The sequence below is a fragment of the Microbacterium testaceum genome (genome assembly GCF_029761935.1).
Taxonomy (GTDB): Bacteria; Actinomycetota; Actinomycetes; order Actinomycetales; family Microbacteriaceae; genus Microbacterium; species Microbacterium testaceum_A.
Map to the genome: position 1 here is coordinate 125,437 of NZ_CP121699.1, position 13,896 is coordinate 139,332.

A 13,896-nucleotide genomic window follows, 5' to 3' on the forward strand; every position below is an offset into this window, starting at 1 on the left:
CGTCCCGCTCTGCGTCAGACGTTCAGGCGCAGGGGCTTGCCGGACAGTCCGCGCGGGCGCACCGCCAGGGCAGAGGCCGCCGCGTCGATCGCGATCGCAGCCGGGTCGTCGGGCTGCGACAGCACGACGGGGCGCCCGTCGTCGCCCCCGGTGCGGAGGGCGGGGCTGAGAGGAACGGATGCCAGCAGCGGCACGTCCACGCCGTCGCTCGAGAGGGCGCGGGCCACCTCTTCTCCGCCGCCCGAGCCGAAGAGGTCGAGGACGGTCCCGTCGGCCAGGGTCATCGCGGCCATGTTCTCGATCACGCCGATGGGGCGTTGGCCGGTCTGGCGCGCGACGAGGCCGGAGCGCACGGCGACCTCGGCGGCCGCCGCTTGCGGAGTCGTGACGACCAGGACGTCGGCGTGGGGGAGCAGCTGCCCGACCGAGATGGCGACGTCGCCGGTACCGGGCGGCATGTCGAGCAGCAGCACGTCGAGATCACCGAAGAACACGTCGGTGAGGAACTGCTGCACGGTGCGATGCAGCATCGGTCCACGCCAGGCGACAGCGCCGGCGGCATCCTCTCCGGGCCGTCGGAGGAACATGCCGATCGAGATGACCTTCACCCCGTAGGCGACGGGCGGCAGGATGAGGTCGTCGAGCTTGGTCGGCGCGGGAGGCAGACCATCGGCGTCGACGAGCCCGAGCAGCCCCGGGATCGAGAAACCGTGGACGTCGGCGTCGATCAGACCGACGCGCAGCCCCTTCGCCGCCAGCGCCACCGCGAGGTTCGCGGTCACGGTCGACTTGCCCACGCCGCCCTTGCCGCTGGTCACCGCGATGACGCGGGTCAGCGAGTCGGGGCCGAAGGGCATCTCGCGTCTCGCGCGGCCGCCGCGGAGCTTGTCGGTCAACGCCTTCCGCTCGTCGGGCGACATCACCCCGACCCGCACGTCGACCGCGTCGATCCCGGCGACCGAGGCCGCGGCATCCCGGACCTCCCGCTCGATGCGGTCGGCGGCGGGGCAGCCCACGATGGTGAGGGCGATGGCCACCTGGGCCGTGGTGCCCGCGACCGAGATCTCTCGCAGCATGTCGAGCTCGCCGAGGGGACGACGAAGCTCGGGATCGGTGACCGCGGCGACGGCCGAACGAACCCTCTCGGTGAGGTCGACGCTCACGAGCCGGGCCGCACGGGCTCGGAGTGCGTGCCGCGGCGCAGGTCTCCGCGAGGGGCATCCGCGCGTCCGGACTCCGTCCGCGGGGCGTCGTCGTCGGCGTCGAGACGCTCCAGCGCCGCCCGGAGTTCGGCGCGCAGCGTGTCCTTCGTGATGACCTCGTCGGTCAGGTCGCGCACGGCCATGCGCAGCGCCACGATCTCGCGGGCGAGGTACTCGGTGTCGGCCAGGTTGCGCTCGGCGCGCTGGCGATCCTGCTCGATCTGCACGCGGTCGCGGTCATCTTGCCGGTTCTGGGCCAACAGGATGAGGGGCGCGGCGTAGGACGCCTGCAGAGAGAGCACGAGGGTCAGCGCGGTGAAGCCGATCGCGGCGGAGTCGAAGCGCAGTTCGTCGGGGGCGATCGAGTTCCAGCCCATCCACACCACGCAGAACAGCGTCAGGGACAGCAGGAACGTCGGGGTCCCCATCGCGCGCGCGACCCACTCGGTGAACCGACCGAAGCGGTCGCGCGAGGGCTGCGGGGCGCGAGGGGCGAGGACGCCGGTGCGGCCGCGCGGGGCGTCGAGAGCCGGCTTGCGGTTGTTGCGTGCCATCAGCGCCTCCTCGGGGTCTGGGGGATCTGGGTCGGGATGCTCGACGTATGCGTGGGTCTGATCGTGGCCCTGGGTCTCGGATCATCGCTGTCGTGCGTGCGCCAGTCATCGGGCAGCAGGTAGTCGAGCACGTCGTCGACGCTCACGCAGCCCACGAGTCGGTGCGCCTGGTCGACCACGGGGAGCGAGACGAGGTTGTAGCTCGCGAGCAGGCGCGCGACCTCGGCGGCGGTGGCGTCGGCGGTGACCGGCTCGAGGGTGTCGTCGATGATCGCGCCGAGGCGCTCGTGCGGCGGGTAGCGCAGCATGCGCTGGAAGTGCACGGTGCCGAGCAGGCGCCCGGTGGGTGTCTCGTACGGCGGAAGGGTGATGAAGACGGATGCCGCGAGGGCGGGGTGCAGCTCGTGCCGGCGGATGAGGGCCAAGGCCTCGGCCACCGTCGCATCGGCCGACAGCACGATCGGCTCGGGCGTCATCAGACCGCCCGCGGTGTCGGGGCCGTACTGCAGGAGGGCGCGGACGTCGTCGGCCTCCTCCGGCTCCATCAGGTCGAGCAGCTGCTCGGAGCGCGACTCGGGGAGCTGACCGAGGAGGTCGGCCGCGTCGTCGGGCTCCATGGCATCCAGGATGTCGGCGGCGCGCTCGTCGCCGAGCTGCTCGAGGATGTGGACCTGCTCGTCCTCGGGCATCTCTTCGAGGGCGTCGGCCAGGCGGTCGTCGCTGAGCTCTTCGGCCACCTCGATGAGGCGCTCCTCGGGCAGGTCGAGGAGGGTGTTGGCGAGGTCGGCGGGCTTGAGCTCGGAGTAGGTCGCGACCAGCTGCTCAGCGGACTGCGCCTCGCCGGGAGTCTGGTTCTCGCGCACCTCGCCCCACGCGGCGAACGTCGTCGCGCCCTTGGCGAAGGGCGAGGCGCTCGTGCGCGGGCGGCGCAGGAACAGCTGCCCCACGTCCCATTCGCCGAGGCGATTGCGCTCGATCGCGACGTCTTCGATGACCGCGGTGCCCGAGCCGTCGACGAGGCTCACGCGGCGTCCGAGCATCTCGGCCATGACGCGCACTTCGCCGCCGCGCTGCTGGAAACGGCGCACGTTGATGAGACCGGTCGTGATGACCTGACCGGCCTGTATGGAGGTGACGCGCCCGATGGACACGAACACATGTCGTCGTCCGGGAATCTCGACGACGAGCCCCACGACGCGCGGCGCCGCAGACGCGCGGTATATCACCACGACGTCGCGCACCTTACCCAGACGGTCTCCCGCCGGGTCGAACACCGTGCAGCCCGCCAAGCGGGCGACGAAAACCCTTTGCGTGCTCACCGGTACAGCGTAGTCCGCGCCTCCTCTGCAACACCTCGGGAACGGTCAGGCGCGCGTGACAGGATGGTGAAATGAGTATGTTCGCGCAGCGTCCGGGTGCCGGTCGCGACGAGGTCGGCGAGAAGATCGCCTCGTTCCCGACGTATGAGCAGGCGCAGAAGGCCGTCTCGTCCCTCATCGCCGGCGAGGTGCCCGCGCGCGACATCGCGATCGTGGGTTCGGGTCTGCGCTCGATCGAGCGCATCACCGGCAAGCTCGGTTACGCGACGGCGGCCCGCTCGGGTGCGCTGAACGGCCTCATGCTCGGCCTGCTCTTCGCGTTCATCTTCGTGCTCGGGATGCCGACCGTGCAGATCTCCGCCTTCATCGGCGTCCTGCTGGTCGGAATGGCGCTCGGCATGATCTTGAGCATCGGGACGTACTCGATCGTGCGCCGCCGCCGCGATTTCGCGTCGGTGATGCAGGTCGCCGCCGACCACTATGACGTCTGCGTCGCGGCGCCCAGCGTGCACAAGGCCCGCGGGATCGTGGGCCCGGCCGTCTCCGCTGCCGCTCCCACCGTCGTGTCGCGTCCGGCGCCCTCGGACTCCGCGCCGCCGCAGTACGGCGAACGGGTCGCCCCGGGCTCCGCTGCTCCCATCGCCCCGCCCCGCCCCCCGGCACCGACCCCGAACTCGGCCCCGCGCGACGACGAGCCCCCGCGGTACGGGGAGCGCATCGCCCCGCCGTCGGCGCCCGTGCCCGAGGCGACGGAGAACGACGACCGTACCGCCGAGACTCCGCGCCCCGACGAGCGCGCCACCCCGACCGAGCGGTGAGCACCGAGCCCGTCCGCATCGCCGTCGCGCTGCCGGCGGGTGACACCGAGGTGTCGGGCCTGTGGTCCGCGGTACCGGCCGCTGCCACGACCGTCGCTCTCGCGCACGGTGCGGGCGCAGCGATGGAGCACCCGTTCCTCTCCGGGCTCTCCGACGCCCTCGTGGCCTCAGGGGTGTCGGTGCTGCGCTTCGTCTTCCCCTACGTCGAGGCGGGACGCCGCATGCCCGGACCCGCGCCCCACGCGGTGGCCACCTGGACAGGCGTCGAGGCCTGGCTCGCCTCGGCCGCCCCCGGCCCGTACGCGGCGGTGGGGAAGTCGTACGGCGGGCGCATGGCATCCATGGCCTCCGCCCAGGGGGTGATCGCCCCGGCCGGTCTCGTGTACCTCGGGTATCCGCTTCACCCGCCGGGGCGTCCCGACAAGCCGCGCCGCGAGCACCTGCCCGCGATCAGCGTTCCGCAGTTGTTCGTCGAGGGCGAGAACGACCCCTTCATCGCCCCGCGCGCCCAGTTCGACGAAGTCGTCGCCTCGTGCAAGGACGCGCGGGTGCACTGGATCGCCGGCGGCAACCACTCGTTCGAGGTGAAGGGCGCTCGGCGCCCGGCCGACGAGATCGGTGCGGCTCTGGCTCCGGTGGTCGCGGAGTTCGTGCGCTCGCTCTGACGACCTGGGCGGCGGGTCGCGCTCCGATGACTGTCAGCGCCCTCCCGGGAAGCTCTGGGCTCCGCGCGGTTTCGCGCGGTGAACGCAACGCAGGAGTTTCGGCGGCGGGGCGGTGCACAACTCCTGCAGTTCCGCGCCGGGGGAGGCGTGGATGCCGTGGGTGCGTCGAAATATCCGGAGTTGTGTCCGGGTGGTGCTGCCGCGCGACGCGGTGGCGTGCCGGGTTGCGGCTGCCCGCGTCGGGGCCTGGCCGCGGGCCCCGGGCTTCGCGGGGTTTGCCGCGGCGAACGCAACGCAGGAGTTTCGGCGGCGGGGGCGGTGCACAACTCCTGCAGTTCCGCGCCGGGGAGGCGTGGGTGCGTCGACATTTCCTGAGTTGTGTCGGGGTAGTGCTGCCCCGCCGCGCGGTGGCGCGTCGGTCGCGGCTGCCCGCGTCGGCGCCCCGCCGCGTGACCCCTCGCGTTTGCGCCCCCGCGCAGCCCGGCGCCCCGCCGCATGTAGCCCGGCGCGTCGACGCCCCGACGCGCGGACCCGAGCGTCAGCGCCCCGCGGCGTAGCCCTGGGCTCCGCGGGGGTTCGCCGCGGCCCACAGCATGCCGTCGGCTCCGCGCCCGACGGCGGTGACGCGGCCGAGGGCCCAGTCGCCCGCGCGGCGCACGCGATGCCCGCGTTGCTCGAGCGCGGCGATGACGTCGTCGCCGATGCGGTCTTCGACGGCGACGCCCGCGGGCACCCACGTGCGTGGCCAGAACGAATCGATGAGCGCGGTGATGTTGAGGTTCGGCGCGTCGATCGCCTGCTGGGCGCTGTAGCCGCCGACGAGCATGCGCAGCAGCACGGTCAGCTGCCACTGGTCCTGCTGGTCGCCCCCGGGGGAGCCGATCGCGATGACCTCGTCGCCACGCGATACCAGAGTCGGGGTCAGGGTCGTCCGCGGTCGCCGGCCCGGGGTGAGCGACGCCGGGTGCCCCGGCACGAGCCACGTCGCCTGCAGGCGCGTGCCCAGGCAGAACCCCAGCGACGGCACGGTCGGGGACGACTGCAGCCAGCCGCCCGACGGGGTCGCCGAGACGACGTTGCCCCAGCGGTCGATCACGTCGAGGTGGCACGTGTCGCCGCGGGTCTGCCCCGAGCGGTCGACCGTCGGTTCGCCGGTCGAGCCGTCGGTGCTCGCGTGGTCGGTGCGCAACGGTGGCAGCACCGGGTCGCGGCCCTCGGGTGATCCCGGATGCCACTGACTCGAGGCCTCGGGCCCGACCAGCGCCCGCCGGGAGGCGACGTAGTCGTCGGCGAGCAGGGCGTCGAGGTCGACGGCCCCGCCGGCGTCGCCGAACCACCCGTCGCGATCGGCGTACGAGAGCTTCTGCGCCTCGAGGAGCAGGTGCGCTCCCTCGACCGACGACGGGTCGAGGTCGTCGAAGTCCTCGATCAGCCGCAGCGTGTGCAGCAGAGCGGGTCCCTGGGTCCACGTGCCGGCCTTGAACACGTCCCACCCGCGGAAGCTCGTCGACACGGCCGGCTCGAACGAGGCGCGCCAGTCCGCCAGGTCTCGAGCATCCAGGATGCCGGGGTGATCGGCACCGTCCGCGTGCCGGTGCGGCTGCGCGATGAAGGCGGCGGCCTCGGGCAGCACCGTGGTCATCCAGTGCTCGCGGGCGGCGTCGATGCGTGCGGCGCGGTCGTCGCGCGGCGCGCGGTCGCGAGACGCGTGGCCCGCTTGCGTGTCGTCGCGTTGCGCGTGGTCCGCCTGCGCCTGGCGGCGCTGCACGTCGTCCGCCCGCGCGTGAGCACCCTGCCCGGGGCCGACCCCCGCTCCCGCCGCCACGAGTCCGTCGAGCACGTCGGCATACGCCGGGTTGCTCACGAGCGTGTCGACGGCGGGTGGCGTGCCCTCCGGCATCCATCGTTCTGCCGAAGTCGGCCAGTGGTCGCGGAACAGGTCGGCGACCCGGGCGATGGTCGCGGCCGCCCCCGCCACGAGCGGGTGCCCGTCGCGGGCGTAACCGATCGCGTAGGCGAGCACGTCGCCGAGCTCCCACGTGCCGTGATCGCGCAGCAGCAGCAGCCAGGCGTCGACGGCGCCCGGCACGGCGGCGGCGAGGCCTCCCGCCCCGGGCACGAGGTCGAGCCCGCGGCCGCGGAAGTGCTCGATCGTCGCGCGCGCGGGCGCCGGGCCCTGGCCCATGAGGACGACGGGCTCCGCCCGCCCCGCGGGTCGGACGAGGGCGACGAGGTCGCCCCCGGGGCCGTTCAAGTGCGGCTCGACGACGTGCAACACGAACGCCGCCGCCACCGCCGCGTCGAACGCGTTGCCGCCGCGCTCGAGCACGGACTGCGCGGTGGCGGTCGCTGTCCAGTGCGTCGAGGCCGACATCCCGAACGTACCCCGCAGGGTCGGCCGGGTGGTGAAGGATGCCGCCGGCGTGAACGTCATCGCGACAGCCGGGCGATCCACTCCTCGACCTCGTCCGCCGTGCGGGGGATACTTGCCGACAGATTGACCGGGCCGTCGGCCGTCATGACGATGTCGTCCTCGATACGCGCGCCGATGCCGCGGTACTCCTCGGGGACGGTCAGATCGTCGATCTGGAAGTACAGGCCGGGCTCGATCGTGAAGGCCATGCCGGGCTCGAGCAGACCGTCGTAGTACATGTCGCGACGCGCCTGCGCGCAGTCGTGCACGTCGATGCCGAGGTGGTGGCTCGTGCCGTGCACCATGTAGCGGCGGTGCTGACCCCCGTTGTCGGCGTGGAGCGCCTCTTCGGCGGTCACCGGGAGCAGGCCCCACTCGGCGACGCGCGCGGCGATGACCTCCATCGCAGCCTCGTGCAGACGGCGGAACGGAACGCCGACCTTCGCGGCGGCGAACGAGGCGTCGGCGGCCTCGCGGACCGTTTCGTAGATGCGGCGCTGGATGTCGGTGAACGTGCCCGACACCGGCAGCGTGCGCGTGATGTCGGCCGTGTAGAGGCTGTCGACCTCGACGCCGGCGTCGACGAGGATGAGGTCGCCCGGCTTCACGGCACCGTCGTTGCGGGTCCAGTGCAGGTAGCACGCGTGGGGGCCCGAGGCGGCGATGGTGTCGTAGCCGACGCTGTTGCCGTCGGAGCGGGCGCGCTGGTGGAAGACGCCCTCCACGACCCGCTCGCCCCGGGGGTGCTCGATGATGCGGGGCAGCTCGGCGACGATGTCGTCGAAGCCGCGGCCCGTGACCTCCACGGCGAGGGCCAGTTCGGCGAGCTCGTACTCGTCTTTGACCAGGCGCAGCTCCGAGACGAAACGCGTGACCTCGTCGTCCTCGCCCACGGTGCGATCGTCGTCGCCGGCCTGGAAGTCCGCGAGGTGGGCCGTGGCCAGGGCCAGGTCGGCGGCCACTCCGTCGAGGGCGGGGCGGGGGCCGATCCAGAATTCGCCGACGGTGGCATCCGAGTAGAACTCCGCCGTCGTGCGGTCGGCCCGTTCGCGGAAGTACAGCACGGCTTCGTGACCCTGGTCGCGCGGCTCGAAGACGAGGACGGCGTCGGGCTCGGCGTCGCTGCCCCATCCGGTGAGGTGGGCGAAGGCGGAGTGCGCGCGGAACGGGTAGTCGGTGTCGTTGCTGCGCTGCTTCAGCCCGCCGGCGGGGACCACGACGCGCTGCCCGGGGAAGGCCTCCGAGACGCGGGCGCGGCGACGCGCGGCCCAGGCGGCCTGCTCACGCGGCTCGGGGAGGGCTGCGGGGTGCTCGGCCCAGCCGGTCGAGATCGTGTCGAGGAAGCCGCGCGGGAACGGGGCCTTCCTGTTGCTGGGGGCGTCGAGTTCGGTCGTCTCGGCCTGGGGCTCGGCGGTCGTCGCGGTCGTGTCGCTGGTGGAGGGGGCGTCCATCGTTCCAGTCTCGCACCGTCGGGCGTCGCGCGCACGACGACGTGCACGGCGGTGCGTCGGGCATCGAGGGGGCGCGGGGGAACGGCATCTCGCGCCTCTCCTCCCCGCGCGGGAGGGGGAGCGTCAGCCGCCGGTGCGCTCGAGCTGCACGACGATGGGGCGGTGGTCGCTTCCCGAGCCGTCCAGCGATCGCATGACGACGGACGCCGAGACCGTCCAGTCGGGGGTGGCCATGACGTGGTCGATCGGCGCGCCCAGCAGGGCCGGGGCATCGGTCGGCCACGTGCCGACGCCACCGTTGCCGCTCTCGGACGCCGCATCGTGGCACCGGCCGAGGGTGCCGCCCTCGACTCCCATACCGGTCATGTGGTCGAGGGTCGCGTTGAAGTCACCCGCGAGGATGACGTTGTCGGTCGCGCACTGATCGGCCAGCCACTGCAGGTCGCTTCGCCACTGCGTCATGTACTCCTCGCGCGGGGCGACGGCGTGCGCGGCGACGATGATCGGGCCGTCGCCGGAGACGGGCATCGCGACGGCGCTCGGCACGGTCGAGGTGTTGCTCGATCCGTCGAGTGACGATTGGATGACGGAGTACTCGCCCAGCTCGGGCTTGATGAGCACGGTCGTGGAGGTGGCATCCCATCCGGTGATGCCGTACTCGCCGTACTCGGCGTGGTGCGCCCACATCGGCTGGCCCATGTCGCGCATGAGCTCGGCGACCTGCGCCCCCGTCTCGATCGTGGTCTCGGGGAGGGTCACGACGTCGGCCTGCATGCCCACGGCGAACTGCGCGATCGATTCGGCCGAGGTGGCCGAGCCCGCGGTGTTCCACGTCATGATGCGCAGGCTCGACGCGGTCTTGGCCGGCATGTCTTCGGAGCCGAGTCCGCGCTGCGCGAGCATCGAGACGTTGACGCCGCCCGCGAGGGCGAACACGAACGCCAGGACGAGGGCCAGTGCGCGGACGGGACGGATCAGAGCGAACAGCAGCATGAGCAGTGTCGCGCCGACGAAGGCGGCCGCAAGGGGAGCCCGGAACGAGATGACCTGCGCCAGGGGGAAGGTTCGCTCGACCCCGAACGCCGAGGGCCACGTCAGTACTGCGGCGCCCGCCGCGAAGGCGAGCGCGACCAGAAGACCGACCAGACGACGCACGCACCCGACCCTAGGGGAGCCGTCTGGGAGATCCACGGATGCCGGGTGGGCGCTGCCCCTGTGAAGCGGCGCGCTACGCTCGACGGGTGCAGCGTGAACGTCGATTCGAGGGTCCGAGCGACCTTCACCTGCACTCGTCGCACTCCGACGGCACCGAGCCTCCCGCTCAGGTGATGGCCGCCGCCCACCGCCACGGTCTGCACACCGCCGCCCTCACCGACCACGACACCACGTCGGGCTGGGCCGAGGCCGCCGAGGCGGCGACCTCGCTGGGGATGACGTTCGTGCCCGGCATGGAACTGTCGGCGCGGCACCGGTGGCGCAGCGTCCACCTGTTGGCGTACCTCGTTGATCCCGACGATGCGGCGCTGCGGGCGATGACCGACCGGATCCGGTCGTCGCGACTGGATCGCGCGCAGATCATGGCCGAACGCATCTCGCACGATTACGACATCGCCTGGGACGACATCGTCGCCCAGACCACCGACGGCGCCACCGTGGGCCGCCCGCACATCGCCGATGCGCTCGTGGCGCGCGGCATCGTGGCGGATCGCACCGAGGCGTTCGCCGGCATCCTGCACCCCTCCGGCGACTATTACGTGGCGCTGTACGCCCCCGATCCGGTCACGGCCGTCGAGCTCGTCGTGGGTGCGGGCGGCGTGCCGATCATCGCCCACCCCGCGGGGCGATCGCTCTTGCCGGACGGGGTGCTGCAGGCCATGCTCGAGGCGGGCCTGGCGGGCTTCGAGCTCGCTCACCGCGAGAACCTCCCCGAACCCACGGCCCTCCTCGCCGACCTCGCCGCCGAGCGCGACCTGATCGTCACCGGTTCGAGCGATTACCACGGTCTCGGCAAGCCCAACCTGCCGGGCGAGAACACCACGGCCGATGACATGGTTGCGCGGATCTTCGCCCGGGGCCGGGGGACGGCGCCGGTCTTCCCGTAGGACGCTGCGCGGCCGCGGGGCGGGCTGTGACGCTGCGCGGTCGCCGGGCGGGCTGTGACGCTGCGCGGTCGCCGGGCGGGCTGTGACGCTGCGCGGTCGCCGGGCGGGCTGTGACGCTCGCGCGAGGGCCGGTGAGGGCGCGATGAACGCTCGGTGTGGCGAGAAACGCTGTGCGACCGCGTTTCTGGGTGCGGGGAGCGTTTATCGCGCGGGGGTGCGCGGGGCGCCCACGGGGCGGGCGGGGGATTCCGGATGCCGGCACCCCGGCGCCATGCGAAACGGCGCCGACCCCCGCGGAGGGGATCGGCGCCGTTGTCGGCGTTCGCGTGTCAGGCCACGGGAGCCGACGGGGTTCCCGAGCTGCCGCCGCTGCGGCGACGACGGCGACGGCGCGGGGCCGCGTTGCCGTCGTGGTGCTCCTTGCCGGCGCCGTCGTGCGTGCCGGCGCCGCCCTCTTCGCGGGGAGCGGCGTCACCGGCGGGGGCGGTGCCCTCGGCCGACGACGATCCACCGCGACGGCGACGACGCGGGCCGCGGGTGCCCTCGGCATCCTGGCCCTCGTTCTTCTTCTCGACCTGCTTCGGCGCGACGGCCTTCGGAGCCGTCACGAGACGACCCTTGGTGCCCTCGGGGATGTCGAGGTCGGTGTAGAGGTGGGGGCTCGACGAGTAGGTCTCGGTGGGCTCGGGCTGGCCGAACTCGAGGGCGCGGTTGATGAGCGCCCACTTGTGCAGGTCGTCCCAGTCGACGAACGTGACCGCGATGCCGGTCTTGCCGGCGCGGCCGGTGCGTCCTGCCCGGTGCAGGTAGGTCTTCTCGTCGTCGGGGATCGTGTGGTTGATGACGTGGGTGACGTCGTTGACGTCGATGCCGCGGGCGGCGACGTCGGTGGCGATCAGGACGTCCTTCTTGCCGGCCTTGAACGCGGCCATCGAGCGCTCGCGCGCCTCCTGGCTCATGTCGCCGTGGACGGCGGCGGCGTTGAAGCCGCGGTCGCCGAGCTCGTCGACGAGCTTCTGGGCGGCGCGCTTGGTGCGGGTGAAGATGACGGCCTTCTCGCGACCTTCGGCCTGGAGGATGCGGGCGATGACCTCGTCCTTGTCCAGTGAGTGCGCGCGGTAGACGAGGTGCTTGATGTTCGCCTGCGTGAGGCCCTCGTCGGGATCGTTGGCGCGCATGTGGATGGGGTTCGACATGAAGCGACGTGCGAGCGCGACGATGGGACCGGGCATGGTCGCCGAGAACAGCTGCGTGTGCCGCACGGGCGGGACCTTCGAGAAGATCTTCTCGATGTCGGCGAGGAAGCCGAGGTCGAGCATCTTGTCGGCCTCGTCGAGCACGACCTCGGTCGCGTGCGACAGGTCGAGCAGGCGCTGGTTCGCGAGGTCGATCAGGCGGCCGGGCGTGCCGACCACGATCTGCGCGCCGGCCTTGAGCTGGTCGATCTGGCCCTCGTACGCCTTGCCGCCGTAGATGGCGACGACGCTGGTGGGGCGGTTCGAGGTCAGCATGTCCATGTCTTCGTAGACCTGCACCGCGAGCTCGCGCGTGGGAACGACGATGAGCGCCTTGACGCCCGGCTCGGGGTTCAGGCCGAGACGCTGGACGACGGGGATGCCGAAGCCGAAGGTCTTTCCGGTACCCGTCTTGGCCTGGCCGATGATGTCCTGGCCGGGAAGGCCCAGGGGGATCGTCTGCTCCTGGATGGGGAAGGCATCGACGATGCCCTTCGATGCGAGGGCATCGACGATGTCCTGATCGATGCCGAGCTCGGCGAATGTCGTCATGAGCGTGCCTGTTCCGGCGGCGAGAGACCGCCTGGGGGAGTCGTATCCACGCCTCACTCATCCACAGGCGCGGGGCCCCGATCCGACGCCGGGGCTGTTCCACTCTACCCGGCGTGTCTCGCGGGCCCCCGACGCCTAGGCTGTGGTCTGTGTTCGAGTGGTTCCGTCGTCGTCAGCGCCCGGTGGGCCGCACGCTGCAGTTGCGTTCGCGCGGAGACCTCGGCGAGGCCATGCGGGTCGACTTCGCGGAGCTCGCTCCCGAGGTCGAGACGTTCCTGGGTCAGGCCGCCTATCTGCAGCTCGGTTTCTTCGAGACGCTGAGCGAGCTCATCGCCCTGACTCCCGAGCTGGCCGAGAAGGAGTCGCTGTCTCGCGCAGCGGGCGCGGCCCTCATCAAGCACCAGGAGCTCGTCGCCCTGATCCGCGAACGCGGGGCCGATCCGACGCAGCTCATGCTGCCGTTCCGTGAGTCGCTCGATGCCTTCCGCCGCAACACGCACGGCGTCCGCCCGCAAGAGACGATGCTCACGGTCCACATCACCGCCGGTCTTCTCGACGATTTCTACCTGGCCCTGTCGTCGAGTTACGGCGACACCGGCCGCCGGGTCGCGCACATCCTGCAGGCCGACGACGACCGTCAGGCGATCGTCGACATCCTGGGCGCGACGATCGAGAGCGACGAGGAGTGGCGCTGGCTGCTCGCGCTGTGGGGCCGCCGACTGGTCGGTGACACGCTGCTGGTCGCGCGCGCCGCGCTCCGCCACGGTCACCTCGATCGCGACGAAGAGGCCAAGGTCGAGCCCGTGTTCAGCGAACTGATGGGTGCGCACGCACGCCGAATGGATGCCATGGGGCTCGCCGCCTAACGACGGTCATCGCCGGGGGCGTGCACCTCGTCGCGCGGATGCCGCGGGCTTCGCCGGGCGCCGGGGAGCCGGCATCCGGTGCTGTCGTCAGACGCCCATGCGCGCGCGATCCGCTTCGTCGCGGGCGACGCGTGACCGCGTGAGCAGCGACACGAGCGCGAACGTCGTGACGGCCGGGGCCAGGACGGCGACGATCCAGAGGATCGGCGAGTCGACGCCGAGGCCCATCCACGTCAGCGCCGTCCACACGATCGCCGCCGCGGCGGCCCCCGCCAGAGGGGCGAGGACGACGCCGCGGAGGTGACGGTGCGGAAGCGCGAAGTGCACGGCGAGGCCGATGACCGCGCCGATGATCAGTCCGAGCAGGATCTGCACGGCTCGAGTGTCAGGCGACGAAGCCGACGCGACGCGACTCTTCGGTGCCCAGTTCGACGAACGCGAGGTTGGCGGTCGGAACGAGGTAGGAGTTGCCCTTCACGTCGGTGAAGGTGACGTGGCTGGCGGAGTTGTCGAGGGCGGCGGCGACGGCCGACTTGACGGCATCCGAACTCTCGTTCGTCTCGAAGTTCAGCTCGCGGCCGGTGTTGGTGATTCCGATGCGGATCTCCACGATGCGTCCTTTCCCCGCGGGCCGCGGTCGGCCCGGCGCGTGATTCGACTCTAGGGCAGGCTCCCGACACCGCAGCCCGCGGGAGGGGCCGCTTCGCGGACGGCGAACG

At 72.1% G+C, this 13,896-nt stretch carries 13 protein-coding genes; 4 read left to right on the top strand and 9 right to left on the bottom strand.

Annotated features, from left to right (window positions below; translation table 11 throughout):
• Window positions 1-14: 14 nt before the first annotated feature.
• Genes QBE02_RS00550 through QBE02_RS00560 form a run of 3 tightly spaced genes read right to left on the bottom strand, consistent with a single transcriptional unit; the run spans window position 15 to window position 3,075 of the window.
• On the bottom strand, window positions 15-1,163 hold the full coding sequence (locus QBE02_RS00550; RefSeq protein WP_279366696.1) for an Mrp/NBP35 family ATP-binding protein: 1,149 nt from the start codon (window positions 1,161-1,163) through the stop codon (window positions 15-17).
• Window positions 1,160-1,756 (bottom strand): DUF1003 domain-containing protein, encoded by a 597-nt coding sequence (locus QBE02_RS00555; protein ID WP_279366697.1) that lies wholly within the window; start codon window positions 1,754-1,756, stop codon window positions 1,160-1,162. The genes QBE02_RS00550 and QBE02_RS00555 overlap by 4 nt, the downstream gene beginning before the upstream one ends.
• The gene (locus QBE02_RS00560; protein ID WP_056230475.1) at window positions 1,756-3,075 is read right to left on the bottom strand and encodes a magnesium transporter MgtE N-terminal domain-containing protein; all 1,320 of its coding nucleotides are present in this window, start codon (window positions 3,073-3,075) and stop codon (window positions 1,756-1,758) included. Before QBE02_RS00560 ends, QBE02_RS00555 begins: the two co-directional genes overlap by 1 nt.
• A 71-nt stretch (window positions 3,076-3,146) precedes the next feature.
• On the opposite strand from QBE02_RS00560, the gene QBE02_RS00565 reads away from it, so the two are divergent.
• Together QBE02_RS00565 and QBE02_RS00570 are read left to right on the top strand one after the other, a co-directional pair.
• Window positions 3,147-3,893 carry a general stress protein gene (locus QBE02_RS00565; RefSeq protein WP_279366698.1) on the top strand — a complete coding sequence of 249 codons (747 nt, stop codon included), beginning with the start codon at window positions 3,147-3,149 and terminating at the stop codon, window positions 3,891-3,893.
• Window positions 3,890-4,558: an alpha/beta hydrolase family protein gene (locus QBE02_RS00570; protein ID WP_279366699.1), complete on the top strand. Its 669-nt coding sequence runs from the start codon at window positions 3,890-3,892 to the stop codon at window positions 4,556-4,558. The genes QBE02_RS00565 and QBE02_RS00570 overlap by 4 nt, the downstream gene beginning before the upstream one ends.
• A gap of 538 nt (window positions 4,559-5,096) precedes the next feature.
• Here the strand turns inward: QBE02_RS00570 and QBE02_RS00575 are convergent.
• From QBE02_RS00575 to QBE02_RS00585, 3 genes are all read right to left on the bottom strand, one after another.
• The gene (locus QBE02_RS00575; RefSeq protein WP_279366700.1) at window positions 5,097-6,992 is read right to left on the bottom strand and encodes a gamma-glutamyltransferase family protein; all 1,896 of its coding nucleotides are present in this window, start codon (window positions 6,990-6,992) and stop codon (window positions 5,097-5,099) included.
• The gene (locus QBE02_RS00580) at window positions 6,989-8,422 is read right to left on the bottom strand and encodes an aminopeptidase P family protein (protein WP_279366701.1); all 1,434 of its coding nucleotides are present in this window, start codon (window positions 8,420-8,422) and stop codon (window positions 6,989-6,991) included. Before QBE02_RS00580 ends, QBE02_RS00575 begins: the two co-directional genes overlap by 4 nt.
• A 123-nt stretch (window positions 8,423-8,545) precedes the next feature.
• Window positions 8,546-9,577 (bottom strand): endonuclease/exonuclease/phosphatase family protein, encoded by a 1,032-nt coding sequence (locus QBE02_RS00585; protein WP_074696981.1) that lies wholly within the window; start codon window positions 9,575-9,577, stop codon window positions 8,546-8,548.
• An 86-nt stretch (window positions 9,578-9,663) separates the two neighbouring features.
• Between QBE02_RS00585 and QBE02_RS00590 the strand changes: the two genes are divergently transcribed.
• Window positions 9,664-10,524 carry a PHP domain-containing protein gene (locus tag QBE02_RS00590; protein WP_279366702.1) on the top strand — a complete coding sequence of 287 codons (861 nt, stop codon included), beginning with the start codon at window positions 9,664-9,666 and terminating at the stop codon, window positions 10,522-10,524.
• A 329-nt stretch (window positions 10,525-10,853) separates the two neighbouring features.
• Here QBE02_RS00590 and QBE02_RS00595 read toward each other — a convergent pair whose 3' ends face one another.
• Complete coding sequence (locus QBE02_RS00595; protein WP_279366703.1) at window positions 10,854-12,311, bottom strand: DEAD/DEAH box helicase; 1,458 nt, start codon at window positions 12,309-12,311, stop codon at window positions 10,854-10,856.
• 149 nt (window positions 12,312-12,460) lie between these two features.
• On the opposite strand from QBE02_RS00595, the gene QBE02_RS00600 reads away from it, so the two are divergent.
• Window positions 12,461-13,177 carry a ferritin-like fold-containing protein gene (locus tag QBE02_RS00600; RefSeq protein WP_279366704.1) on the top strand — a complete coding sequence of 239 codons (717 nt, stop codon included), beginning with the start codon at window positions 12,461-12,463 and terminating at the stop codon, window positions 13,175-13,177.
• An 87-nt stretch (window positions 13,178-13,264) separates the two neighbouring features.
• Here the strand turns inward: QBE02_RS00600 and QBE02_RS00605 are convergent, their stop codons facing one another.
• Both QBE02_RS00605 and QBE02_RS00610 read right to left on the bottom strand, forming a co-directional pair.
• Window positions 13,265-13,552 carry a hypothetical protein gene (locus QBE02_RS00605; RefSeq protein WP_279366705.1) on the bottom strand — a complete coding sequence of 96 codons (288 nt, stop codon included), beginning with the start codon at window positions 13,550-13,552 and terminating at the stop codon, window positions 13,265-13,267.
• Between the two features lie 10 nt (window positions 13,553-13,562).
• On the bottom strand, window positions 13,563-13,787 hold the full coding sequence (locus tag QBE02_RS00610) for a DUF3107 domain-containing protein (RefSeq protein WP_056230491.1): 225 nt from the start codon (window positions 13,785-13,787) through the stop codon (window positions 13,563-13,565).
• Window positions 13,788-13,896 lie beyond the last annotated feature (109 nt).